The following is a 24642-nucleotide window of genomic DNA, read 5'->3' as shown; positions in this document are numbered from 1 at the left end:
GATAATAAAAGTGTAAAGATTTAATATTTTTTGCGCATAGACTGCGACATCTTCTTGTTGGTGCAACTGAACCGATTAATCTATTACAAACGGGTGAACTGTTGCAGATTTCAAGGAAAGTGAGGTACACAACTATAGCGGTTCTCGGCCCTTGTGAGGTACAATAACCCCACCCCCAACCCCCTCCCCGCAAGCGAAGAGGGGGCTAAGATGTACCTCATGTGATTAGGAAACGCTATATTTGTCTGTTACCCAGGTATAAAGCGTGTTTTACTACTGAATTCTGCTGTATTTAGCTAACGAATTTCAAAATCTATCTGACCTGAGTGCATTCCTCTTATGCACTGAGGATAATTCAGAACTTCTAAAAGTAAAAATTGAGTGCATTAACCTAACACCAAAACTTCTCCAACTGCGTTTATTGTGCAATATGACCGCACAATGGCATGAAGATTTTCGCCCATTTTCTAGCCAGGAGTATCAGCCTGTGGTGGCTGATATCCCAGTGGCTTATGTTAGTTCCTAGAGTTGATGTGCGGCGAGAAAAGCTTCGACTTCAGTAGCAGTAGGTTGAGAAGCGATCGCACCTGCTTTAATAGTAGTCAGTGCCCCAACAGCACTGGCATAAGTAACAATGCGTTTTGCTATTTCTGCATCCCGCAAACTGTGGATACCATACTGACTCAGTTGGTAGATGAATCCTGCCAAAAAGCTATCTCCTGCACCAGTTGTATCAACTACAGGGATGGAAAACGAGGGTAATTTGCCTTCGTTCTCACCCAGACAATAAGTGCAGCCGTTTTCCCCATCTGTCACCAGTACTCCCTCAATTGAAGCTAGACGATAAGTGATGGCTCCGGGATCTGCGGTTTCAAATAGCCATTCAGCTTCTTCTTTGGAGAGTTTGAGGAAATCAACTCGATTAAATAATTCTGGAATTTTTTGATGGGCGATGTTTGGCTCCTTCCAAAATACAGGACGCCAGTTGACATCCAGCACAATTTTTAAGTCAAAATGTTCTGCTAACTCTAAAGCGCGGTGAATTGCCTCTTCACTTTCAGGATAGGCTAATTCCAAAGTACCCAAAACTAGAAAATCTGCTTGTTGAAACAGCGAATCTGACAATTGTTTAGCTTGCAGGCGAGTATCGGCAAATTCTGCGGTATCGTACTGACCAAATCCGGCAAAGGTGCGATCGCCAGCCAGATCCCGTGTAACATAAACTTGCCGCGTTGGTGCTGTGGGATGGCGTTGTACTCCCGTAGTCTCTACACCTACATCTTGTAATAGCTTTACCAGTGCATTTCCTGGCTCATCTTCGCCAACAGCTCCGATAAATCCCGCTGATACTCCTAGCTTGACTAAAGCACAGGCGACGTTAGCTGGTGCCCCTCCTGGGTAAGGAGTCCAAGATTTCACTTCTTCCAGCTTTAGCCCTAATTGATCGGCTAAACAATCAAACAAAATTTCACCAAGGCACAAAACACGGGGATTGCTCATCTCATTTTCAATTTTAGATTTCGATTTGGGATTAGGAATTTACAGTATAAAATCTACAATAGTTTCTACTAATCTGTCGCCAGTCCTTCATAGAATTAAATAGCAATTTTTACTACTTATATAGCCTGTATATGCTTTTAATCCTCGATTATTTGGGCTAAGTGCTTAGAGGACATATTTATCAAAATGAGCTATATTTATTACTTAAAATGTCGCGTAGTTTATATTTTTGCCAACTTGAAATCCAAAGAAAATATTGACAATCATATTACTGCTAACACTTGAAACCCCTACCAAGAAAAGAATCTTCTAGAATTAGAAAGAGCGATTAAGTACATATACCAAGCGAGGATAGAAATAGTCATGGCTGGTGGCAAGTCTGAGACCCCCGTTAGTCTGTCAGACAGAGAACTGCAAATTATCGACCTAGTGGCCGCTGGCTTAACTAACCAAGAGATTGCAGGAAAACTGGAGATTAGCAAGCGTACAGTTGATAACCATATCAGTAATATTCTCACCAAGACCGAGACAGATAATCGAGTAGCTCTTGTCCGCTGGGCTTTACAGTGGGGCAAAGTCTGTTTGAATGATGTCAATTGCTGTACTCTACCGAACCAGATCGAATGAACAATTTACTAGTAGAAGCGTAATTGCTTTGGTCTAGTAAATTACAAGCCAATTTTGAGTTTTACTGATTGTTCCCCTTTTTACGCCTAAGTTTTCAGTGTGAACACTCTACCAAAAGTTCCGAGTCCTTCACTCAGCCGGAGTTTATGTAAGTGGAGCCAGCTGACCCTCGGACTCGGAAACTATCAAAGATTAGAATTCTTTTGCAAATTGACTGGGGATTGGGGAAGGTGGGGCCCCCTCTGGGGATAAGGGGTAATGGGGAATGGGGACTGGGGACTGGGATGGGAGAACAATCTACAATGCCCCATGCCCCAGCTAAACAATCATCTACAAAAATTAGCAACAATTCAGTGGTGCAAGCGTTACATTTGAAAGAAATCTATGTTGCCCCATCGGCTTTGGGAGTAGTGTACCAATGAATACTTCCGCTTCTTTTCAGGGTAGCTCGTCTCCCTTTGAATTTTTTAACTTTGATTTTACGATACCTGTATCTGAGAAGGTTCCAAGTCTGGAAGAGCAATCTTCAGACTTTCCGCAAACCACACAAGATGCCGACTTACTCAGACAGCTATCGTTTATTCCAGGGTTGAAAGAAATTTTGATGCTGCGGCAGGTTCATGCTTTAGAACATGCTACTGTTTGGGTTCTTAGCGAATCAAAAAGCGCCTATTTTGCCCCAGCAGAATCCACTAATGTTCAACTAGATAATGAACTATTAGGCGGTTTATCTACTGAGCAGGGATTCTACCTTTATGGTGAGGTAAACATTAGTGATTTGCGGCGTGCAGTCACACTTGCTCGACATCGCATCACCAGTGGAGAATGGGATTTGGCCGTACATCCCCGTTGTGGCACAAATTTATCAGTAGCAATGCTCTTAACGGCTGGACTAGCTGTCGGTGTGCATCTGTTGCTACCATTTCGACCAATCGAGCAACTTATAGGTTTAGGGTTAGCGGCAACGACAGCCGCCGAACTCGCACCTGATTTAGGTTCTATGGCACAGCGTTACCTAACAACTGCCATTCCTTTTAACCTAGCAATTGAAAATATTACCCGTACACGCGATGTTTGGGGGCGTGAGGCACATTTTGTTAAAGTGGGCTGGCAAGAGTAATCTTATGGAATCAAAACCACGTACCTTCAAAGAAACTGCTAAAGAAACAACTCTACTGTTTGCAGGGGGCGCTGGCGCTGGACTAATCATCTTTGCCCTGTTCGGTGGCTTATGGCACGTCACTCACTTTTGGTGGGTGATGGCAGGAACTACAATTTTCTGCGGTTTATTAGCCGTAGTGTTCCGTCAAAACTTTCAGAAGATGTTAGATACTTTGATGGATAATACTCCCTGGATGTAGGAACACAAGGTTAAATATTTCCTTAAAAATTATGAGAAAACTTTACTTCTTACTTCCCGGTACAGATAGCAAATTTGCCTGTGGTGGTCTTTGGGCTGAGTTAAAAGCCCTTAATCTGGTTCAGCAGTTTTGTAGCGCTGAAGTTGTAACTTACCGTCAACGGGAAAAAGATAAGCTTTTTATTGATGATTTGTTAAAAGAGAAAAATTTAAATGATGTAATTTTTGTGATCAGTTGGGGATTTGATATACCTCAACTCGTGGCAAAACTTCAGCAATATAATGTCGTTTATCATGCACATAGTCCAGGTTATCGATTTAGGCTACCTGCAAGTATTCCAATCATGGCTGTTAGCCGCTATACAATGGGATATTGGGGAGAAAAATCACCCAATTCTCTAATTTATTATTTGCCCAATCAAATTTCTGATGAGTTTCAAAATTTAGGTCTGGAACGAGATATTGATGTTTTAGTTCAAGCTCGGAAGTCTTCTGAATATTTAATTAAAGAATTGATTCCAGCGTTGCAAAAACGTTGTAAAGTATTGGTTGTTGATTCATACATAGAGGATTTGCCTGGACTATTCAACCGAGCTAAGGTTTACCTTTATGATTCTGCTGAGTACTGGGCACAACAGCGCGTTAGTGAAGGATTTGGTCTACAACCAATGGAAGCTCTTGCCTGTGGTTGTCAAGTATTTTCTAGTGTTAACGGTGGATTGGCTGATTACTTAGATCCGGGATTTAATTGCTATAAAATTGCTGGATATTCTCAAGAATATGATGTCCAACGTATTCTCAAGGTAATTGAGTCTTCGGGAGCAGTTAGCTTATCTGAAGAATTTTTGGTTGAACATCGGACTGAAAATATTATTCAGCGTTTCCAAGTTATTCTGGATGAGTTGAATGAGTTTTTTGATCATAAAATTCAGCAGCCATCTAATATTAAGAGTTTGACGAAAATACGGATGGTGAAATTACTTTCTCAGAGGATATATGGGAAACTGAGGAAGAAATATTTTAAGTAATGGAAACAAACCGCAGAGGCGCACAGTTCACAGAGAGAAGAGAGGAAATTGAATGAGTCGGCGGTTATTAGTTACTGGGGGTGCGGGGTTTATTGGGGCAAATTTTGTACATCACTGGTGTCAGGTTTACCCAGGCGATCGCGTGGTGGTGTTAGATGCTCTTACCTACGCGGGGAATCGCCTGAATTTGGCGCTGGTTGAGGGAAGAGAGAATTTTCGGTTTGTGCAGGGGGATATTTGCGATCGCACCACCATAGACAACCTATTATCAACGGAAAATATTGATACCATCGCCCATTTTGCCGCTGAATCTCATGTCGATCGTTCGATTCTTGGGCCGGCTGCTTTTGTGCAAACTAATGTGGTAGGAACTTTCACCCTACTAGAAGCTTTTCGGCAATATTGGGAGGCGAAAGCACAACCATCTGATTTTCGTTTCCTACACGTTTCTACTGATGAAGTCTACGGTAGTCTGGGTGCAGATGACGCAGCTTTTTGTGAAACGACACCTTACGCTCCCAATAGTCCCTATTCAGCTTCCAAAGCGGGTAGCGATCATTTAGTGCGTGCTTATTATCATACTTATCAACTGCCAACCATTATCACAAATTGCTCTAATAACTACGGCCCTTATCAGTTTCCTGAAAAACTAATTCCCCTAATGTGTATCAACACTTTGATCGGGAAACCATTACCTGTTTATGGTGATGGTAAAAATGTACGGGATTGGCTTTATGTGGGCGATCATTGCCGTGCTTTAGATGTAGTAATCAATCATGGTCAACCAGGAGAAACATACAATATTGGTGGCAATAATGAGGTGGAAAATATTAACCTCGTCCAACTTTTATGTCAAATGATGGATGAATTAGCACCTGATTTACCAATACATCCAGCCAAGCAGTTGATTACTTTTGTTAAGGATAGACAAGGACACGACAGGAGATATGCAATTAATGCAAACAAAATAAAAACTCAGCTTGGTTGGACACCTTCAGTAACAATTGCGGAGGGTTTACGTTTAACAGTTGAATGGTATCTCAATCATCGTGATTGGTGGGAACCTCTGCTATCTGCGGAATATCAAGCTTACTATCGCAAAAATTATTTGTAACCCACATTCTGCACCCAATAGTGTCACTAATTTCCCGCACAGCAGCAACGACGCGCAAGGATGCCAACAACGCGCCGGAATCGTTGTCTTGTGAATATTCCTGAAATATCTCGGTCAAATAATCGTCAATTTCTTCCGGGTGCTTGCGGAAGTACTTTTCTTCAAATTCATCAAGTGTTCTAAATTTTCTCACGGCTGAGATACTCCTTTTTTAATAAAATTATCTGGCTCCGACAGTTTTTGTAGATAATGACTATCCTTGAATATAAGGGAATCAGATCAACGTAAATTGCCAGCAGGTGTTAAAATGCTGCAACCAGAACAGATATTACAAGATCGTTATCAAATCCAGCGCCAACTTGGTAACAATGGAATTCGCCAAACTTGGCAAGCATTGGATTTACAAGCCTCTGATGGCGAAAATTCTATCGTTGTGGTCAAACTTTTGGCCTTTGGCGGTACTGTGCAGTGGGATGACCTAAAACTTTTTGAAAGGGAAGCACAAATTCTTAAACAGTTAAATCATCCCCGCATCCCTCGATATATAGATTATTTTTGTATCGACGATCGCACACTCTGGTTTGCCTTAATCCAAGAATATATCCCTGGTGAGTCGCTTAAGGAAAAACTTGCAGTTGGCAAAAGGTTTAGTGAAAAGCGAGCGAGAAAAATTGCTGTTGAGGTTTTAAATATTCTCACCTATCTACATGAATTGAATCCGGGAGTGTTGCATAGAGATATTAAACCAAGTAATTTAATCTGGGGCGAAGATAATCGGATTTATTTAGTTGATTTTGGCGCAGTTCAGGATAAAGCGGCAAGAGAGGGCGTTACTTTTACCGTTGTGGGTACTTATGGTTATGCCCCAATGGAACAATTTGGTGGTCGAGCGGTTGCGGCTTCAGACTTATATGCACTGGGAGCGACTTTAATTCATTTGCTCACTGGAACTTCCCCCTCTGATTTACCGCAGCAGGATTTGCGACTGCAATTTACAGACCGAGTTAATCTCAGTCCTAGTTTCGTCAGTTGGCTACAAAAGTTGATAGAACCGGCTCCCGAACAAAGATTTACTAGTGCTAACCAAGCGATAAATGCTCTTAAATCTGGTTTGACTGTCAAATCTGCAAACAAGAATCAGCTTTTGCCACTAAAAGAAATAATCAACAATTCTGGATGCGGGATCAATAATTTAGATGAAACAGTTCCAGAGGAAATTCTCGGTTGGAATTGGGGTGCTTTTCTGATGCCTTGGTTGTGGATGTGGCCGAATCAAGTGTGGTATGGTTTATTCTGTTTTGTACCTAATGCTTGGTGGATAATGGCGATCGCAGTTGGTGCAAAAGGCAATGAATGGGCTTGGAAAAGTAGGCAGTGGCGCAGTATTGAACAATTCAAAGCCCATCAAAGAGGCTGGGCGATCGCTGGTATTCTAATTGGAGCGCCTATTAGTATTATGATGTGGGTTCGAGCGATCGCTTTGCTGAAATCTGTATTTTAAGGCAGTCTTTTGGGTAAATCTCAAGCGAAGATTTTTTAGCCAGATAAGTATAAGGGTTCAACAAATGGTTCAAATTCTTCAAGGAAAAGATATCACCATAGCCCAACTGATTGATGAATTTGGTCTACAACTTGCAGACGACGAAGATTTTTTTTTAGAATGGCGGCATGATTTAGCTGAGTTGAGTGACTTAGAAAAGGAATCTCTCAACGAAGTCAAGGCAGAATATTTGCATCTATCGAAATATCCTGTTTTAGAACCTGTAGTCAAAATGGTGGTGCTATCTCCACTATTACGTCTAGCAGGTTTTTATCAACCACCTTTCTACATTGCCTCAGAACAAGAGGTAAAAATATCTTCTGAAGACGAAGGCACGATTATCAGAGGACGTATTGACATTTTGGTGTTCCATCCTCCATTTTGGGTTATCGTTATTGAGGCAAAACGAGCAGAATATTCGTTAGTGCCAGCAATTTCACAAGCATTGGCTTATATGTTGGCAGATGCAACTTCAGCTAAACCTGTTTTTGGCTTTATCACCAATGGTAATGAATTCAGATTTATCAAACTGCTAAAAACTGAAACTCCACAATATGCTCTATCTGATTTGTTTGCTTTAGATAGTCGTGATGATATATATATTGTCCTGAAAGTGTTAAAGCACCTCGCTCATTTAATTCGTAATTCGTAATCTTGTAGTAGCGTGGCAAGGCTAAAATGTTGCAAAAAAATTGTAGGTTGGGTGGAGGCTTTGCGAAACCCAACCTACAAATACTACAAATATTCTTAACTAGACAAAAGATATCCCTCTCCGAGTCGGAGAGGGACAGACTTGAACTTTAGTTCAAGGCAGGGAGAGGTTTGTCAAACTCAGGTTAAGTTGACTACCCTACCAATTCCATTTCTATCAACTAACTTGCGATTCAACTACACCCACGGGACAAGATACGTTTGTCCCTCCCAAACCACAATATCCATTGGGATTTTTAGCCAGGTATTGCTGATGGTAAGCTTCAGCGTAGTAGAACTCAGGTGCATCCAAGATTTCTGTAGTAATCTTGCCATAACCTGCGCTGTTGAGGGCTTGCTGATAAGCTTCACGCGATGCTTCTGCTAGCTGCTTTTGATTTTCGGAATATACATAAATTCCCGAACGGTATTGAGTGCCAGCATCATTACCTTGGCGCATCCCTTGGGTTGGATTGTGGCTTTCCCAAAAGACTTTGAGCAGTTCGGCATAACTAATCACTTTGGGATCGAACACAACCAACACCACTTCATTGTGACCGGTTCGCCCACTACATACCTCTTCATAAGTGGGGTTGGGTGTTAACCCAGCAGCATAACCGACTGCGGTGGTGTAAACTCCTTTAAGTTGCCAGAATTTGCGTTCTGCACCCCAAAAACAGCCCAAGCCAAAAATTACCTTTTCTAATCCATCGGGAAAAGGAGGTTTTAAGGAATTCTTGTTGACATAATGAGCGGCGGGTACTGACATAGATTGTGCCCTTCCTGACAAAGCTTCTTCAGGTGTGGGCATAACTGACTTTTTGCCAAATCCGAATAGTGCCATTGATTTTGACTCTGAATATATATCTTTACCTTACTTACTATTGTAAAGATTCTGGCGATCGCTTGGGGTCTTCTCAGAGTCTCCCTGGACTTAAATCAAGCTCTTGCCTTCAGCGCTTGTTTTGCAATAGAACTAACCCAGTCGTCCGAATCACGGCTTAACCGCTCCAAAATTGAAATCGGTATATTGACATTTGTGGCAACTTTTCTGCGAAGATAGCGGTCAGAATCAACCGCGAATTGTTCTAGCAAATGGACAGGAGTATTTGGATGAGTAACAATAGCGTCTAAAGCAGAACCCTTACATTCATGCTGTGATTGGTTTACTTTTGGATAAAGCTTCTCCAGCCCATCTGAAGGCGTATTGGGGTTTTCAGCGAGATTTATGAAAAGCTCAATGTGTACGTGAGCCGAGGCTTGATCGTTGATAATTGCAAGCAGTATAGTGGGTGGTGTTTTCAAAGAGGATGCGATCTGCACCAATACATGATAGTCATTCTTCATCTGCGACAGAGTTTCTAACACTTTTGGCGTGATGTCAGAACTTCTCGCCAATTGAACTGCACGTTGTCTAAGCATGATTTCATTTGATGACGAGAGTCGTTGAATTTGCTTGACCAAGGACTCTGCAAAAAACTCTAGAACAGTAGAGGTTGCATTGGGATTGTTTGCGGCTTTGAAGGGCACATCTTCATCTGTATCCTGCGCGAGTTTTTCTAAAACCTTTGCAGGGGTTGAGGGATGAGCAGCAACCAATCGCCGGACAGAGGCTCGTCGATCGCTAGCTAACCGCTCTAGCAAGTCGATGGATGTTCCAGGTTTTCCCTCAATAAAATTGATGATAGCGATCGCAGTTTCTGAAACATTTGGATTGTTCTTGACCAGATCACGAACTTCTTTTTCATTTTCTCCCGCTAGTTTTTCCAACATTGCGCTTGGTGCTTGAGGATTTCGAGCAATTGCTTCATGCATCGAAAAATTTTCCCAATCTGCAAACTTATTTAGCAGGGATAAGGGTGTTTTGGGGTTCTGAGCGATCGCCATTTCGACATAGCTGCTTCCACGCTCGGCTAGTTGAAGCAATAACGATTCAGAAGTGTTCGGATTTTGAGCGATCGCGATAAAGAGGCGATCGAAATCACATTCAGTAGCATACTCTGGATCGGGATAAAGAGGCGGGCTTACAAGTTGTTCCAGGATGTGAAGAGGTGTCTTTGGATTTCTAGCCACGGCACAAAGAATTTCCTCATTCTCGATTTTAGATAACTGAGCGATCGCACTTTCACTAGTTGTTGTGCTACGCGCTAAAGAGAGCCTAACGAAATGACTCTCAGGATTTTCCAACAGCAAAAGATTGAAAATCGGGTTCGCCGTAATTGCGTCTGGAAACTCCTTACCTAATTTCAGCAACACTTCCGTGGGCGTATTCGGATTTCTAGCTACAGCCTCACGAACTTCTGGCTGAGGATGTAAAGATAGCTCCTCAAGCACTACAACCGAGGTGTCAACAGCCGAGGCTAATGCCAAATCGTTGTCATCAAGCATAGTAAAGATTTTTATAGATATAGAATGAGTTTTCCCAAAATATAAGGACACTTTTGCATTAGACTTTTACGAAACTTCATCAATATTACGAATACTTTTCAAGAGGAACTTGGTGTTCAAAGCTACTCATGGATAAAATACCGAAAATTGACCGCCAAAGAGAGCATCAAGCCAACGAACGGACATTTCTGGCTTGGCTACGCACTTCCATTGCATTGATTGGCTTTGGTTTTGCCATTGCCCGATTTGGTATATTTCTGCGTCAGTTGAATATTGCGATTACTCAACAAGAACCTCCGGTAAGTCCATTATCTAACTCGGAAAACTTGGGTGTTGCTTTGGTAATTTTTGGAATTTCGATTATTGCCTTAGCTGCGTGGCGATACAACCAAGTTTTCTGGCAAATTGAAACAGGGAACTATAGACCAAATAGGTTAATGGTTTGGATCATGACTGGAGTAGTAATTACTTTGGGGTTTCTCAGTCTTCCTTTACTCTTAAGGCGCGATAAAGTACCTTCTCGTTCTCCGCTTCCGATTCAACCACAGTCCCGAAATTTGCATTAAATACAGCAGGAGTCAGAATTCAGGAGTCAGAATACACTTTTTATACGGACGCATTTTTTGTAACTTTTTTGCCGATCCTCAATCAATCTTAGGGTAGCCGTAGCCCAACCCAGCCCAGATTTCTCACGCATAGAAGAGGAGTGCGGGGAGTGTGCATAGGTGTCAACTTAAGCTGGAAATAACTTATCTGTTGGCTTCCATGCCCGCCCGGAAATAAATTTTTTTGGCTTTTAGCTTAAGTCTACTTCAGTAGACTGGAGATTTTTGGCAATATTTAGTCATCTTCAGATGACTTTAGCTATGAGACGGGAATTTCAATTCCCGGCGGACGAGCGGTTTCACGTTAAGTTGACACCAATGGGGGAGTGTGCGGAGTATGCGGAGTGTGGGGGGGTAAGACTTCTTCCCACACCTCCCACACCTCCCACACCTCCCACACCCCTTGGATTTATCGCACTTGATATCTAGCAAGCTTTTAGACTTTTTGTAATCGTCGTTTTCAGCTAGGGCTGAATCGTCATACACTGATTTTGAACTAATGAAAGCGGTTGCCCTTACAGAAACGATGAGCGAAAGTAAGATATCAGAGATATTAGAAACCTTCGAGGCAGACTTGCTGTCGGAGTGGACTCAAGAACTAGCCACTGTGAATATTCGGAGAGGCTTGATTAAAGAAGCACAGCTAAAGGAGGAGTGCCGGGAATTCCTTAGTTTGTTTCGGATTGCTGTTGGGCGGGGCAACTTTACCAATATTCAGGCAGCGCAGTGGCAGGAAATGCGGGAGATGCTCAACAGCATTTCTCGATCGCGATCGCAAAATGGCTTCACACCCTCAGAAATAGCTACATTCGTCTTTTCGTTCAAGCAACCCCTCTTCAACCGAATGCGTCACCAATTGAAAGACCCCATTGAGTTGGGTGAAAATATCTGGTTAGCCACAAACTTACTGGATCAGCTAGGATTGCTGACAATTGAAGTGTATCAAAAGACGCGAGAAGAGGTAATTTTGCGGCAGCAGGAAGAGTTGATGGAACTGTCTACCCCAGTAGTTAAACTCTGGGAGGGAATTTTGGCATTGCCGATAATCGGTACTCTGGATAGTACCCGGACTCAAATGATGATGGAGTCGTTATTGCAGAAGATTGTCGAAACTGGTTCAGAAGTTGCCATTATTGACATTACCGGGGTTCCCACTGTCGATACCCTGACTGCTCAACATCTGCTCAAGACTATTACTGCCGCCCGTCTCATGGGAGCTGATTGTATGATCAGTGGCATTCGTCCTCAAATTGCCCAAACAATCGTCTATCTCGGCATTGATTTGACCAATGTAGTCACAAAAGCAACTTTAGCCGATGCCTTTTTGACGGCGCTAAAACGGTTGGGAACGACCATTAACCGCTCTCAATCCAAATAGCTGGAAGAAAGCAATGGAAAGAATTCCTATACTCCAAATGGGCAATTTTCTACTTGTGACAATCCAAGTAGATATGCACGATCGCCTCGCCATGACGCTACAAGAAGACCTGACCAACCGCATCACTCAAACTCATCCTCACGGTGTCCTGATTGATATTTCGGGATTAGAGATTGTTGATTCTTTCATTGGGAGGATTTTAGCCAACATTGCCAGAATATCACGGGTGCTGGATACTGAGACAGTTGTCGTCGGGATGCAGCCTGCTGTGGCAATCACCTTAGTGGAATTGGGGATGTCTCTGACGGGAATTCGCACTGCCCTAAACGTCGAAAAAGGTATGGCATTGTTGCGATCGTCATTCAATGAAACCACAAATCAAATTACTGCTACTAAATGGCGTGCAGATGACGATGCAGAAGACTGAAACGATTGATATTCAATCTTCTACAGATGTAGTTTTAGTCAGGCAGTCCGTGCGCCAGCTAGCCGTGGAAATTGGCTTTGGCTTAGTAGACCAAACTAAAATTATCACCGCCGCCAGTGAGTTAGCCCGCAATACCCTAGACTACGGAGGAGGCGGCACTGTTAAGCTAGAAACCCTTCAGGAAGGGCGACGACGAGGACTCCGGCTGACCTTTGAAGATCGGGGGCCGGGTATTCCCGATATCGATCTGGCCCTAAAGGATGGGTTCACCACGGGCAACGGCTTAGGTATGGGGCTGGGTGGTGCTAAACGACTTGCTAACGAGTTTGAGATTCAGTCTGCGGTGGGAGAAGGGACACGGATAATAATTGTACGATGGAAATAAATGAGAGAATCTGTCGCCGTGACAATTACTGAATCTAGCCAGACTGGGGAAGCCAGACGGGTAGCGATGGGTTTAGCAACTCGGCTGGGTTTTCAGGAAACAGAACGGGGCAAGGTTGGGATTGTGGTGACAGAAATTGCGAACAATTTGGTACAGCACGCCCACGGCGGAGTAGTGCTGCTGCGATCGCTCAAGGAAGATTCTAGAATTGGCATTGAAATCTTATCGCTAGATAAAGGACGGGGAATGGTTGATGTGGATGAGTGTTTGCAAGATGGCTTTTCCACAGCCGGAACCTTGGGCAATGGTATGGGTGCAATTCTTCGCCTTTCTGGTTTATTGGAAATTTACTCCGTTCCCAACCAAGGTACAGCCCTTCTCGCCCATATCTGGCTAGACTCAGCACCCCATCAACCTGAGAAGATTTTAGAAATTGGAGCGATCTGTTTGCCCATACGAGGAGAAGAGGTTTCAGGAGATACCTGGGCATCGGAAGTCGATAGTTGTCGTAGTCTGTTGTTAGTAGCCGATGGTTTAGGGCATGGGCCTGCGGCTGCGTCAGCATCAGAAGCAGCTGTGAGAATGTTTCAAGAAAATCTTCATCGTTCTCCGGGGGCGATCGTCGAAGCTGCCCACGCGGCCTTGCGAAGTACGCGAGGCGCAGCACTCGCCATTGCCGAAATCGACTTTGAACAACAGTCTGTCCGCTTTGCTGGAATTGGCAATATCGCTGCTAGCATTTTCTCCTTTACTGAGCATCGCCATCTGCTATCTCACAATGGCACGGTCGGACATGAAATCCGCAAAATTCAAGAGTTTAGCTATCCCTGGTATGCCAACGGAATTTTAATTATGCATTCTGACGGATTAAGCGCTAAGTGGCAGATCGATCGCTATCCCGGCTTGATGCAAAAACATCCCAGCCTGATTGCAGGGGTGCTATACCGAGACTTTAACCGAGAGCGGGACGATGTAACAGTGTTAGTTGCGAAAGGAATGGGCAGTTAAGGCAGGGTGTCATCATTGGTGAACCAAATTTAATGAGTAATGAGTAATGAGTAATGAGTAATGAGTAATGAGTAATGAGTAATGAGTAATGAGTAATGAGTGGATTATTTTTTATTTTTCTTTCAATTTGTTGATTTAAGTTGTTAATATCTTAATAATTCTTTCATTCTCTTCTATCAGATTTTGAAATTTTGATTTTGACACCAACTCCGACTTTATCATTATTTTTATCCAATAAAGGGTTTCATTGGCTTCCTTTAAGGCTATAGAATACTTATTGATAAAGTCTTTATTTGATTGTGCATATTTAGCTTCTGAACAGTTTGCACCTATTGATGTCCCGCTTCTTAAAAATTGTTTAGACAAGATTTTACCAGCGTCGTCAAAAGGTCTTTTATTTAGCTCAGAATAAGCTTTGATAACTCTTATTGCAAAATTTCTGTTTTTTCTTGAATACTGATATTTGCGTTATAATTAATCACGAGTAAAAAAGAATGTGGTAGTTCAATTTTACTTTATAAGTAATGGGTATTCACTCATTACTTATTACTCACAAAACGCGAAAAATAACTTTTTCCACTGCAAATTTTACTCAAGCCTTGGATTGTGCATGAATTTTTAACCCCTGAAAATTTACTTTATAAGTAATGGGTATTTACTCATTACTCATTACTCATTACTCATTACTCATTACTCATGGAGTGAAGCGACTTGACAATTGTTTTCACGATCGCCATTCAGTACGAAGAGGATGTTGTGCAAGCTCGGCAACGAACTCGTGAGATCGCCGAGCAGTTGGGCTTTGATGCTCAAGATCGGGCGCGATTGGCAACGGCAGTTTCCGAAATTGCCCGCAACGCCTTTCAATATGCCCAAGGTGGAACGGTTGAATTTTCTGTGGCGGGAGAGCCGCAAGCGTTTCTGATTCGGATTCAAGATCGGGGTGGGGGCATTCCTGATTTAGCTGATGTTTTGGCAGGACGCTACACCTCTGATACGGGAGCAGGGTTAGGCATCGTGGGTACTCGGAGATTGATGGATTTCTTTGAGATTGAATCTCTGCCGGAGCAAGGAACAACGGTAACAATCGGCAAAAGGTTGTCGAAGCGCACACCTAATTTTACCGATTTGCAATTGCAGCTGATTCGAGAAACCGTAATTGGGCGATCGCCTGAAAATCCCTATCAAGAAATTCAGCAGCAAAACCAGGAATTACTCCGGGCTATGGCAGAGCTACGGAAGCGCGAGGAAGAACTGAGCCAACTCAATCAGGAATTGGAAGATACCAATCGCGGTGTAGTTGCTCTCTATGCAGAACTGGATGAGAAAGCCAGTTCTCTGCAACAGGTAAACGAGCTAAAAACCCGCTTTCTCTCGAACATGAGCCACGAGTTTCGTACACCCCTCAACTCGATTTTGTCCCTCTCTCGGATGCTGCTAGCACGGATGGATGGCGATTTGACCATCGAGCAAGAAAAGCAGGTGACATTCATCCAAAAGGCAGCGAGTGGATTATCAGAATTGGTTAACGACTTGCTGGATTTGGCAAAGGTGGAAGCTGGAAAAATTGAAGTGCATCCCAGTTCCTTTGAAGTGAGTGATTTGTTTGGCACGCTGCGGGGGATGCTACGCCCATTATTGGTTCAAGGCTCCTCTGTGACGCTGATTGTCGAGGAACCTGAAGGTATTCCGCCGCTCTATAACGATGAGGGCAAAGTCGCTCAAATTCTGCGAAACTTTGTCTCAAATGCCCTCAAATTTACCGAGCAGGGAGAGGTGCGTGTCAGCGCTGTGCAAACGGGTCATAACATCACCTTCTCTGTATCTGATACAGGTATCGGCATTGCTCCCGCCGATCGCGAGCGGATTTTTGAGGATTTTATGCAAATTGAGTCCCCTCTGCAAAAGCAGGTGAAGGGAACCGGGTTAGGATTGCCGTTATCGCGCAAGCTAGCGGAGCTACTCGGCGGCAGCATTTCGGTGAAAAGTCAGCTGGGTGAAGGCTCTACCTTTATAGCCTTGATTCCCATCGTCTACCCAAATGCCAGCGAATTTCCCACCGGACTGCAACCAATCGCATCAGTTGAGCCAACTCGCCTGCCCATTCTGGTGGTTGAAGATCATCCAGAAACCCTCTTTATTTACGAAAAGCACCTTCAGGAATCAATCTATCAATTGATTGCTACCCGTACCTTAGCTCAGGCAAGGCTGGCCTTACAAAAACTTCGACCGGCGGCGATTATGCTAGATATTCTGCTGGAGGGGCAAAACGGCTGGACGTTCTTGCGAGAAATCAAAGGGGATGAAACAACCCGCACTATCCCTGTACTCGTTATTACCATCGTTGATAACGAAAAACAAGCTCTGGCGTTAGGAGCAGACGGTTTTCTAATTAAGCCGGTAGACAGATTGCCGCTGTTGAACAAACTTAATAGGCTAATTACTGAGAACAAGCCTCAAAAAATCTTGTTAATTGACGATGACCCTGCCTATCGGTATCTTGTGAAACAGTTGTTAATAAATACACCATTGAGTATTTTAGAAGCCGCAAACGGACAAGAAGGATTAAATTTGGCACAACGGGAGCAGCCAAACGCGATCGTACTGGACTTGGAGATGCCAGAGATCGGCGGATTTGATGTACTCAAGCAGCTGAAGAACAATTCCGTCACTCAGTCGATTCCGGTGATTATTCACTCATCTGCCCAACTGGATGCAGAAGCGCAAAGCCAGTTAGCGAAACAAAGCATTGCCATTGTTTCCAAAGAAACAGGCTCTCAAACCACGGCGATTGTTCAACTTCAAGATGCGCTTGTCAAAGCCGGACTTGTTCTAGAAGTTTAAAGGAAAAGTCATGTCTGAGCCACGGGTTACAATCCTGCATGTTGACGACAACGAAGCCAATCGCTACGTTGTTAACCGGATTTTGCAAAATGCAGGCTTTAGTGTCGTGGAAGCGGCAACTGGAGCAACAGGATTAGAAGCCGTTGCTAACTTTCAGCCTGACTTAGTAATTTTAGATGTCCAATTACCAGATATCAGTGGCTTTGAAGTCTGTCGTCAAATTAAGGCAAACCCGGAAACGACTTTTATTCCCGTGCTACAACTTTCTGCAAGTTTTGTCCAAAGCCAGGATAAAGCGGAGGGCTTGGATAGTGGTGCTGATGCTTATCTGGTGCAACCTGTTGAACCAATTGAACTGCTTGCCACCGTGCGATCGCTGCTGCGAATTCGCCGGGCGGAGGAAGCTGCTTTGTCCTCAGCGCGGGAGTGGCAAACCACCTTTGACTCGATGAACGACGGCGTTTCTCTGGTTGATCGAGAAGGTAGAATTATGCGCTGTAATCGAGCGATGATGCAGCTTTTTTGCAAGCCCTCCGACGAAATCTTAGGTTATGCTCACCATGAACTGATGGGCGCAAAATTGGGAATCGGCGATGGCACTTGTTTTCGCCGTGCGAAAGAAACTCACCAACGGCAAATTCTCGAATTTCAGTCCCAAGAACGCTGGTTTGCCAAAACCATCGACCCAGTAATTGATGGGGATGGGACTCTCACAGGTGCCGTTTTCATCCTGTCTGATGTCACCGAACGTAAACGATCGGAAGCTTTGCTGCAAGAGCAAAACGATCGCCTCAATCAACTAATGATTTCTTTGCAGCAACAAACTGAACAAGCGCAGCAAGCCAACCGCATCAAAGATGAGTTTTTGGCAGTGCTGTCTCATGAATTGCGATCGCCCCTAAATCCAATTCTGGGTTGGGCAAGAATTCTCCAAAAGAGTCATCAGGATGCAGCCAAAACTCAGTACGCCCTCGAAACGATTGAGCGCAACGCGAAACTGCAAGCACAACTAATCGAAGATTTGCTCGATGTGTCGCGTATTCTCCAAGGGAAGTTGGCTTTAAACACAGTTCCAGTCGGTCTAACTTATACCATCAAAGCTGCCCTTGAAACCGTGCGGCTGGCTGCTGAAGCTAAATCTATTCAGATTCAAGCAATATTTGAACCGAATGTTGGGCCAGTGTTAGGTGATTCTGGTCGTTTGCAACAAGTTATTTGGAATCTACTTTCTAACGCGATTAAATTTACCTCACCCGGTGGTCGAGTAGAGGTGCGGTTGGAAACAATCGAGGATGAAGTAGATACTCATACTGCGGAATATACCCAAATCACTGTCAGCGACACTGGTAGGGGCATCTCTGATGAGTTTCTGCCCTACGTCTTTGACTACTTCCGCCAAGCCGATGGGACAACGACGCGAAAATTTGGCGGGTTGGGGTTAGGGTTAGCGATCGTGCGTCATTTGGTTGAATTGCACGGCGGAACTGTTCAAGCAGACAGTCCTGGAGAAGGGCAAGGAGCAGTATTTAAAGTTAAACTTCCACTGATCGCTGCTTCAACATTGAATCAAGTTAATACAGCCGATGGCGATCGCTCAGATTTAAATCTCAATGGATTGCAAACGCTGCTTGTAGACGACGACAGAGATTCGCGGGAGTTCATTGCCTTCGTGCTACAACAATACGGGGCACAAGTGACTGAAGCAGACTCAGCATATAATGCTCTGAACAATTTGATGCAAACAAAATTTGATTTGTTAATTAGTGATATTGGTATGCCCGATATGGATGGCTACACCCTAATTCGTCAAATTAGAAACCAGTCACCCGAACAAGGTGGAGAAATTCCAGCGATCGCCCTGACTGCCTATGCGGGAGAAATCGATCGACAACAAGCACTAGCCGCCGGATTTCAACATCATATTTCTAAACCAATTGAGCTAGAAGTATTAATACAGGCTATTTTGACGATAGTAACGGTATAGCAACCTGAATTTTAAGGTTTTCGGCGCTAACTGAAACTGGATCAATTTATAAATATCCGCCAATCAGACTGTATAACAATCCAAACAGTACAATTAGAGTCACAATAATATAGGTAAAATCTCGTTGTTGCAAGTATGCTAATAGCGAACAGGCTACTCTCACAACTGGAGTAGCAATCAATACCAACAGGCCAAGTTGAATAATGCCACGGCGACGACCAGATTCAACAGATATCACTACCCCTGATGGACTACGAAACTCTGGTAATTCTCCCCGAAAAAACTGATAATTGGGAGCCTCATTTCCGTGGCGAATTAAATACAAAATTCCCCCCAGCAAAACTAAAGTGGTGGCAAGAATGACCCCAATTCTTAACAGGTTGCCGAGAAATTGCTCAAAGCGCTGCTCAGATTTATTACGCCTGCTTTTCGCCATTCTAAAGCCTCCCCGTTAGACCTTTGTAAATCATTTCCACCGCTAGTACCAAAATCACAATGCTGAAAATATTTCGTAAAATATTTACATTAGCTCTGACTAATACCCGCGCTCCTAATAAAGCACCAAACAGTACTCCTAACATCACAGGCATTGCTAATCCGGGGTCAATATAACCTCGGTTCAGATATATGCCAGCGCTAGCCGCGGCTGTCACCCCAATCATGAAATTGCTGGTGGTAGTTGACACTTTAAAAGGAATGTGCATAATTTTATCCATTGCTAACACCTTAAGCGCTCCCGAACCAATACCAAGCAATCCTGAAAGTATGCCAGCGACAAACATCAATCCAAATCCAAAAGGAACACCGCGCACGTTATAAGCCTGTTCTCCTGTGGGAGTGGGATAAGTACTATTCAGCTTAAGACGGATTGCCAGAGAATTTGGCGGCAAATTGTTGAGGTGTTCAGGTGGGTTTTGACGAGATAAGTAGGCGGAGTAGAGTAAAACGATTCCAAAGGCAACAGCAAGCGATCGCGTAGAAATTTTCGCTGCTACAATTGCCCCAACTATTGCACCAAATGTTGTTGCTACTTCTAGGAACATTCCCAGTCGCACATTTGTATAGCCTTCTTTAACGTAAGCAGATGCGGCTCCACTAGATGTAGCAATTACAGATACTAATGAAGCACCGATCGCATAACGAATATCAATCCCAAAGATCAATGTTAAAAAGGGGACAATTACTACTCCACCACCTAACCCGGTTAGTGCCCCTAAAAATCCGGCAACAAACGAGCCGAACCATACTAATAGAGAAAATTCTAGGATGTTCAAATTGCTTCCCCCGCCACAAACTTTTTTGCTTGAGACTAGAAAGCGAAATTCAACCTGATTGCTGCTTGGTTGATTTCACCCCTAAATATTCTAGGAAGTTCCGTTAATAGAAACAAATGTTTTTGTTTGTTTAATTGATAATTAAAAGTGATTAATAAGTCATAAGATTTTTGGGTAGAGAAATCGGCCATAACTCTACTTAATCCGACTTTCCGCACTTCATCATGTAATACGCGTAGATTTCCAAAATATCACTAACAATGGTTAAATGAACAACACAAATTCCCAATATATTTAAATATTAATACTTAAGGTTTTGAGCATTATTAGGAATAATTCTTGAAAAGAGAGATGATACATTTTGAAGTGCGGAATGTGGGCTTAATCATTCGTGAACAACTAGATCCCCGACTTCTTCAAGAAGTCGGGGATCTGAACTTCTCAGTAGATTCAGAAATAACCGTTACACAAGCATTCACTAAGGGTAACAGTGGCCCTAATTGCTCTTGTCCATTCACAGCTAAATCGCTGTGACACAAATAAACTCTCTCGGATACACGAGATAGTAAATCTGTCAAAATCCTTTGCAGTCGTTGTTCTTCTGCCAATTTCTCATCTTCTGCTGTCCAAGGTTCGCCTAATCTGTCTCGCAGAAAAAACGGCGCACCGAATAAAGTAGCTGCACCACCTTTCGCCCACAGTGGTGAACCAGCATCTAGCCAAAAATGCCAACGGTGCGATCGCCTACTAGATCGATATTGAAATATAGTTGCTAAGGTGACAGCCTTTCTCGCTCCACCAATGGGGCGTACAGGGTAAGGGTTGGCGGTAATCGTCCCACGTCGTAGTAGTTGAATGAATTCAATAATAGTTGTGTGAGGCGTTGTCTCAACTGGGGCAATTTGTCGTAATCTGGTGTCAATTTCCCAGTAGTGTTGGGCGGTTTCTAATAATTCCCGCAATGCTGCTAGTTGTTCGTAGGGAAGATTACTACCATTCCACAAAAAACGCTGAATTGCTCTATCTAAAAGGGAAATAGGACTAGGAATTAACCGCAGTTCTTGTTGCGATCGCTGCTGTTCTAACCACTCTAATATCCCATTATAGGCTGTAGTCGCTGCATAACCGATTCGATCCCAGCGCTCAAACGTTGATACTGGTAGCAAGTTGGGGCGATCGGGATGGGGTACAAAGCAGTAATCTGCAATCAAACCAGCACGTACCGGATCAATATTTGTAGAGACGCGATTCATCGCGTCTGTTGTAGATACCCGATTCATCGCGTCTGTAGAGTTTTCTGGTGGTTGTTGCTTCCTACTTAATACAACCAGCATTTCTGCGACGGCATCCCGATCTACGAGGCGTCCCAAGCCGGGATAAACTAGGGCCAGCATGGTGAGTAAGGCGCGAATGACGGGCGAACTAATTAGGGGACGTTGGTCATTCAGCGATTCTACTGGGATATTTTGTTTAACGAGGATTTCTACTAGAGTATAACGAGCGATCGCATCTAAACCTGGTGCAATAATCGCCACTTCTTCCGGTTGCACTTGCTGCGATTGGATGGCATTAGCAATTTCCTCTGCTGTTTGCCGCAATAATTGGGCGCGGGAGGTGGTTTGAATTGAATACACTGTTTTTGGTAAACTCAACATTACCATCGGTTCTGTGACTAATTCCACCATCTGTTTCGTCAGTTGCTCGCTCAGAGACTCTGGAGGCGGCCCGTTTAAGATTTCTACCCGACAACGCTCTGCTAACCCTTCTAGATAGTTGGGATCTGCTCCCAATCCCAATCGCACTGCACCGTCAGGATTGTAGCTAAACGCGCCAACTGCACCTCGATCTAATAGCAACTCAAACAAAAGACGCGCTACGCTAGGATAGTCATCGACATCATCTGCCAGTACTGCCTGATAGCGTTTAGTTAGGTGCTGTTGGTAATTGCGATCGCTTAATAAGTGCTGACTATAAAGTTCGGTAATAATCCCATAAGTCAATAAACCCCTCTCTAAACACCAATTACGCCAATCTAGCAGCAAAGATGCTAAAAATTCCGGCTCTAAAGTTGTGGTATTTTCCCCTAGACCCTTGGCTAAAATCTGGGCAATATCTTCGCAAGGCATACCACTGTAAGCTGCTAATTGCAATAAGTCTAGGATGCGACGCACCAAACGAGATTCATTTACTCCCGCAATACGTAAAATTTCTTCGTCTAATTGCGGACGCCAAAGTTTGGTTGCTAACTCTTGTTCGGTTTCTGGTCGCAATCTTACCGGAAACTGTGCTTTCAAGTTCAACGAGTTAATCAGCAACGGCCAAAATAAAATGACTTCATCCTGAAAAAAACCTAGTGGCGTCTTAGCTCGAACCGGATATTTACCCAAAGTTGAGGTAACAATTATATCTCCTAATTCTCGACGATTATCATCATTGGCAGCTAAAACTAAAACTCCCGGCTCTGTTTGTTTAAGATATAAAAATTCGGGTACATGACCAGTTTTTTTACGTCCTGTTTTTTTTGTATAAAATGATTCAGTATATTGTTTTTCTGATGTTACCCAATTACAAAATTGCTCTACCAAGCGAGCTGTCTTACCACTACGGCTAGTGCCAACAATCCAAACCGAATGAGAAACCACAAACTTTCTCCTTGTAGATTTGTTAGTATACCTCGTGCGTTAACTTAAGGTTAATAGTCATCAAACAATGCTGAATGATTGTCTGCAATGAAAAACTCTGTTTTTAGTCAAAAAATCTATTCTTTCTTACTTGCTGCTTATCGATGGTACTTACAGACTCCTGAACGTTCTTTAGATGAAGCTTACAATGCAGCATTAAAAATTCAGGAAATAGAAGATAAGCATTTCAATGGTAATAAAATAGACATTGACTCGGCCATGTACAGTAACAGTGTGATGGATTATTTTGAGTCAGACCTCAACAAGCTATTAAAAATTGCCAGGATGCGGTTGACGGAGTTTAGAGGAAGCCGTTGGTTTCTAAATGAAGAGAATCAAAAAGCTGCCGAGAAAGCAGGTATAGAGTATCTAAGTCCTTCTTTAGTTTTAGAAAAGCTAAACTATATCGACCAAGTTATATCTAAATACACAACAAGTTCAGATCAAACAACTTCCAAAGCTTTAGTAGTACAACCTCCAAATCTCCCAGTTAACTCTGTCACATCTGACGAAAAATCGCTGCTCGTCAAAACTCCAGCATTACCACCTAAAATACCAAATCAAGACTTAAATAATAAACCAAAAGCCAAGAGTAAAACCGATACAACGGGTATTTTACCTCGCTCTATTTTAAGTACTATCAGTCGTCTGCAAGTTGAATTAGACCCTAATTCGGAACAAGAAGTAATTCAGAGTTTTCGTCAAACTCAAAAAAGAACAATAATCTCTCTCAGGTTTATTTTACTATTAATTATTGTACCACTTTTAACACATCAAATAGCAAAAGCTTTTGTAGTCGGCCCAATTATTGAGAAGTTTAGAAGCACTCAGGAAATGCAGATATTTCTCAATTCTGAAATGGAAGAGGAAGCCCTTGTAGAATTACAAAGATTTGAAGAGAAACTCAAGTTTGAAAATCTTATTATCAAAGCCCCTCCACTGTTACCTGAGCAGATGGAGACTGAAATGAAAAACAAAGCGAAAGAGCTTGCTGAAGAATTTCGTCACGAAAGCTCTGGTGCTATCAAAAATGTTTTTGCTGATATGTTCTCGGTGGTTGCTTTTATCTGGCTTTTGCTAGTTAGTAAGTCTTCTATTGCTGTACTCAAAGATTTCTTTGATAATATTGTCTATGGACTTAGCGATAGTGCGAAGGCATTTATCATTATTTTGTTTACTGATATCTTTGTAGGATTCCACTCTCCTCATGGCTGGGAAGTGCTGCTAGAAGGAGTATCACGCCATTGGGGATTGCCAGCAAATAGAGATTTTATCTTCTTATTTATCGCTACATTTCCGGTGATTTTAGATACTATCTTTAAGTATTGGATCTTCCGATATTTGAACCGGATATCGCCTTCTGCTGTTGCGACTTACCGTAATATGAATGAATAGGAATTGGGTGGGAAAAATTTTAGTAAAACAATTAACTTACGGGAGCATCCCATTTTGGAATATGTAGTGCGAGTGAGACGCTCGCATATATAGATGGCAACGAGCAAGATGCTCGCATTACAAAATAAATCTGCCAAATTGGGATGCATCCTAAGTTAAAGCAACAATACCTCTGCCAAATTACGAAGGTTCAACACTCGTAGAAACAGGATGAAGACGACCTAAAGCAGTAAGCTTGGCAAAATCTGGGTTAATAAAATAGGCTCAGGCATTTCAGAAAGCATTTTTAAGATTTCACGGACATATCGAAAACCGCGCTAGTTAGTCTTAAGGTCAATAATGCCGGAGTCGGGATTAGGGACTTCCAACTAAAAAAATATCCCATCGCTCTGGCGTTGCAGGGGAGGAAGAATC

22 protein-coding genes and 2 pseudogenes are annotated in these 24642 nt (G+C 43.1%); 16 read left to right on the top strand and 8 right to left on the bottom strand.

Annotated elements, in window-relative coordinates:
- Positions 1–522: 522 nt before the first annotated feature.
- A complete protein-coding gene (locus V7K61_RS26215; protein WP_335057921.1) occupies positions 523–1500 on the bottom strand; it encodes a carbohydrate kinase family protein in 978 nt (325 codons plus the stop codon).
- 363 nt (positions 1501–1863) lie between these two features.
- Here V7K61_RS26215 and V7K61_RS26210 point away from each other — a divergent pair, with 363 nt between their 5' ends.
- The 8 genes from V7K61_RS26210 (at position 1864) to V7K61_RS26175 (ending at position 7821) form a co-directional block, all read left to right on the top strand.
- A complete protein-coding gene (locus tag V7K61_RS26210) occupies positions 1864–2127 on the top strand; it encodes a helix-turn-helix domain-containing protein (protein ID WP_099103136.1) in 264 nt (87 codons plus the stop codon).
- Between the two features lie 152 nt (positions 2128–2279).
- Positions 2280–2549: a hypothetical protein gene (locus V7K61_RS26205; protein WP_335057919.1), complete on the top strand. Its 270-nt coding sequence runs from the start codon at positions 2280–2282 to the stop codon at positions 2547–2549.
- Positions 2546–3247: a DUF6391 domain-containing protein gene (locus V7K61_RS26200; protein ID WP_335057917.1), complete on the top strand. Its 702-nt coding sequence runs from the start codon at positions 2546–2548 to the stop codon at positions 3245–3247. The genes V7K61_RS26205 and V7K61_RS26200 overlap by 4 nt, the downstream gene beginning before the upstream one ends.
- 4 nt (positions 3248–3251) lie before the next feature.
- Positions 3252–3488: a hypothetical protein gene (locus tag V7K61_RS26195; RefSeq protein WP_335057915.1), complete on the top strand. Its 237-nt coding sequence runs from the start codon at positions 3252–3254 to the stop codon at positions 3486–3488.
- A 31-nt stretch (positions 3489–3519) separates the two neighbouring features.
- On the top strand, positions 3520–4515 hold the full coding sequence (locus tag V7K61_RS26190) for a glycosyltransferase (protein ID WP_335057914.1): 996 nt from the start codon (positions 3520–3522) through the stop codon (positions 4513–4515).
- Positions 4516–4567: 52 nt separating this feature from the next.
- Entirely contained in the window at positions 4568–5629 is a 1062-nt protein-coding gene (rfbB, locus tag V7K61_RS26185) for a dTDP-glucose 4,6-dehydratase (protein ID WP_335057912.1), read from the top strand.
- A gap of 307 nt (positions 5630–5936) precedes the next feature.
- Entirely contained in the window at positions 5937–7130 is a 1194-nt protein-coding gene (locus V7K61_RS26180; protein WP_335057910.1) for a serine/threonine protein kinase, read from the top strand.
- Positions 7131–7194: 64 nt separating this feature from the next.
- A complete protein-coding gene (locus V7K61_RS26175) occupies positions 7195–7821 on the top strand; it encodes a type I restriction enzyme HsdR N-terminal domain-containing protein (RefSeq protein WP_335057908.1) in 627 nt (208 codons plus the stop codon).
- 216 nt (positions 7822–8037) lie between these two features.
- Here the strand turns inward: V7K61_RS26175 and msrA are convergent, their stop codons facing one another.
- Complete coding sequence (gene msrA, locus V7K61_RS26170; RefSeq protein WP_335057906.1) at positions 8038–8703, bottom strand: peptide-methionine (S)-S-oxide reductase MsrA; 666 nt, start codon at positions 8701–8703, stop codon at positions 8038–8040.
- Positions 8704–8798: 95 nt separating this feature from the next.
- On the bottom strand, positions 8799–10247 hold the full coding sequence (locus V7K61_RS26165; RefSeq protein WP_335057904.1) for a hypothetical protein: 1449 nt from the start codon (positions 10245–10247) through the stop codon (positions 8799–8801).
- Between the two features lie 128 nt (positions 10248–10375).
- Between V7K61_RS26165 and V7K61_RS26160 the strand changes: the two genes are divergently transcribed.
- The 5 genes from V7K61_RS26160 to V7K61_RS26140 all read left to right on the top strand — a co-directional run bounded on the left by V7K61_RS26160 (position 10376) and on the right by V7K61_RS26140 (position 14050).
- A complete protein-coding gene (locus V7K61_RS26160) occupies positions 10376–10813 on the top strand; it encodes a YidH family protein (protein ID WP_335057903.1) in 438 nt (145 codons plus the stop codon).
- A gap of 538 nt (positions 10814–11351) precedes the next feature.
- A complete protein-coding gene (locus V7K61_RS26155) occupies positions 11352–12230 on the top strand; it encodes an STAS domain-containing protein (RefSeq protein ID WP_335057901.1) in 879 nt (292 codons plus the stop codon).
- Between the two features lie 13 nt (positions 12231–12243).
- The gene (locus V7K61_RS26150) at positions 12244–12657 is read left to right on the top strand and encodes an STAS domain-containing protein (protein ID WP_335057899.1); all 414 of its coding nucleotides are present in this window, start codon (positions 12244–12246) and stop codon (positions 12655–12657) included.
- Positions 12644–13042 carry an anti-sigma regulatory factor gene (locus V7K61_RS26145; RefSeq protein WP_335057897.1) on the top strand — a complete coding sequence of 133 codons (399 nt, stop codon included), beginning with the start codon at positions 12644–12646 and terminating at the stop codon, positions 13040–13042. Before V7K61_RS26150 ends, V7K61_RS26145 begins: the two co-directional genes overlap by 14 nt.
- Positions 13043–14050, top strand: a complete 1008-nt coding sequence (locus tag V7K61_RS26140) for an ATP-binding SpoIIE family protein phosphatase (protein WP_335057895.1) — start codon at positions 13043–13045, stop codon at positions 14048–14050. It begins immediately after the preceding gene.
- 135 nt (positions 14051–14185) lie between these two features.
- Here the strand turns inward: V7K61_RS26140 and V7K61_RS26135 are convergent.
- Positions 14186–14500 (bottom strand): annotated as a pseudogene (locus tag V7K61_RS26135) (four helix bundle protein); the annotation flags it as partial.
- A gap of 261 nt (positions 14501–14761) precedes the next feature.
- Here V7K61_RS26135 and V7K61_RS26130 point away from each other — a divergent pair.
- Both V7K61_RS26130 and V7K61_RS26125 read left to right on the top strand, forming a co-directional pair.
- On the top strand, positions 14762–16894 hold the full coding sequence (locus tag V7K61_RS26130) for an ATP-binding protein (RefSeq protein ID WP_335057893.1): 2133 nt from the start codon (positions 14762–14764) through the stop codon (positions 16892–16894).
- 10 nt (positions 16895–16904) lie between these two features.
- On the top strand, positions 16905–18878 hold the full coding sequence (locus V7K61_RS26125) for a hybrid sensor histidine kinase/response regulator (protein ID WP_335057891.1): 1974 nt from the start codon (positions 16905–16907) through the stop codon (positions 18876–18878).
- Between the two features lie 46 nt (positions 18879–18924).
- Here V7K61_RS26125 and V7K61_RS26120 read toward each other — a convergent pair whose 3' ends face one another.
- From V7K61_RS26120 to V7K61_RS26110, 3 genes are all read right to left on the bottom strand, one after another.
- On the bottom strand, positions 18925–19314 hold the full coding sequence (locus V7K61_RS26120; protein WP_335057889.1) for a DUF1634 domain-containing protein: 390 nt from the start codon (positions 19312–19314) through the stop codon (positions 18925–18927).
- Position 19315: 1 nt separating this feature from the next.
- Complete coding sequence (locus V7K61_RS26115) at positions 19316–20152, bottom strand: sulfite exporter TauE/SafE family protein (protein ID WP_335057887.1); 837 nt, start codon at positions 20150–20152, stop codon at positions 19316–19318.
- Positions 20153–20568: 416 nt separating this feature from the next.
- Positions 20569–22794, bottom strand: coding sequence for a recombinase family protein (locus tag V7K61_RS26110; RefSeq protein ID WP_335057886.1), 2226 nt, complete (start codon positions 22792–22794; stop codon positions 20569–20571).
- A gap of 78 nt (positions 22795–22872) precedes the next feature.
- On the opposite strand from V7K61_RS26110, the gene V7K61_RS26105 reads away from it, so the two are divergent.
- Complete coding sequence (locus V7K61_RS26105; protein WP_335057884.1) at positions 22873–24228, top strand: proton extrusion protein PcxA; 1356 nt, start codon at positions 22873–22875, stop codon at positions 24226–24228.
- A 180-nt stretch (positions 24229–24408) separates the two neighbouring features.
- Here the strand turns inward: V7K61_RS26105 and V7K61_RS26100 are convergent.
- Positions 24409–24584, bottom strand: a pseudogene (locus V7K61_RS26100) (IS4 family transposase); the annotation flags it as partial.
- Positions 24585–24642 lie beyond the last annotated feature (58 nt).

It is taken from the genome of Nostoc sp. (genome assembly GCF_036918015.1).
Taxonomy (GTDB): domain Bacteria; phylum Cyanobacteriota; class Cyanobacteriia; order Cyanobacteriales; family Nostocaceae; genus Nostoc.
This window is presented reverse-complemented; position numbering and strand designations above follow the sequence as displayed.

What these genes read in the sequence shown, in the direction of transcription:
- V7K61_RS26125 (WP_335057891.1), top strand. Translation starts at nt 16,905, where the DNA reads ATGTCTGAGCCACGGGTTACAATCCTGCATGTTGACGACAACGAAGCC.
- V7K61_RS26165 (WP_335057904.1), bottom strand. Translation starts at nt 10,247, where the DNA reads ATGCTTGATGACAACGATTTGGCATTAGCCTCGGCTGTTGACACCTCG.
- V7K61_RS26210 (WP_099103136.1), top strand. Translation starts at nt 1,864, where the DNA reads ATGGCTGGTGGCAAGTCTGAGACCCCCGTTAGTCTGTCAGACAGAGAA.
- V7K61_RS26195 (WP_335057915.1), top strand. Translation starts at nt 3,252, where the DNA reads ATGGAATCAAAACCACGTACCTTCAAAGAAACTGCTAAAGAAACAACT.
- V7K61_RS26140 (WP_335057895.1), top strand. Translation starts at nt 13,043, where the DNA reads ATGAGAGAATCTGTCGCCGTGACAATTACTGAATCTAGCCAGACTGGG.
- V7K61_RS26200 (WP_335057917.1), top strand. Translation starts at nt 2,546, where the DNA reads ATGAATACTTCCGCTTCTTTTCAGGGTAGCTCGTCTCCCTTTGAATTT.
- V7K61_RS26160 (WP_335057903.1), top strand. Translation starts at nt 10,376, where the DNA reads ATGGATAAAATACCGAAAATTGACCGCCAAAGAGAGCATCAAGCCAAC.
- V7K61_RS26155 (WP_335057901.1), top strand. Translation starts at nt 11,352, where the DNA reads ATGAAAGCGGTTGCCCTTACAGAAACGATGAGCGAAAGTAAGATATCA.
- rfbB (WP_335057912.1), top strand. Translation starts at nt 4,568, where the DNA reads ATGAGTCGGCGGTTATTAGTTACTGGGGGTGCGGGGTTTATTGGGGCA.
- V7K61_RS26175 (WP_335057908.1), top strand. Translation starts at nt 7,195, where the DNA reads ATGGTTCAAATTCTTCAAGGAAAAGATATCACCATAGCCCAACTGATT.
- V7K61_RS26150 (WP_335057899.1), top strand. Translation starts at nt 12,244, where the DNA reads ATGGAAAGAATTCCTATACTCCAAATGGGCAATTTTCTACTTGTGACA.
- V7K61_RS26145 (WP_335057897.1), top strand. Translation starts at nt 12,644, where the DNA reads ATGCAGAAGACTGAAACGATTGATATTCAATCTTCTACAGATGTAGTT.
- V7K61_RS26190 (WP_335057914.1), top strand. Translation starts at nt 3,520, where the DNA reads ATGAGAAAACTTTACTTCTTACTTCCCGGTACAGATAGCAAATTTGCC.
- V7K61_RS26215 (WP_335057921.1), bottom strand. Translation starts at nt 1,500, where the DNA reads ATGAGCAATCCCCGTGTTTTGTGCCTTGGTGAAATTTTGTTTGATTGT.
- msrA (WP_335057906.1), bottom strand. Translation starts at nt 8,703, where the DNA reads ATGGCACTATTCGGATTTGGCAAAAAGTCAGTTATGCCCACACCTGAA.
- V7K61_RS26120 (WP_335057889.1), bottom strand. Translation starts at nt 19,314, where the DNA reads ATGGCGAAAAGCAGGCGTAATAAATCTGAGCAGCGCTTTGAGCAATTT.
- V7K61_RS26180 (WP_335057910.1), top strand. Translation starts at nt 5,937, where the DNA reads ATGCTGCAACCAGAACAGATATTACAAGATCGTTATCAAATCCAGCGC.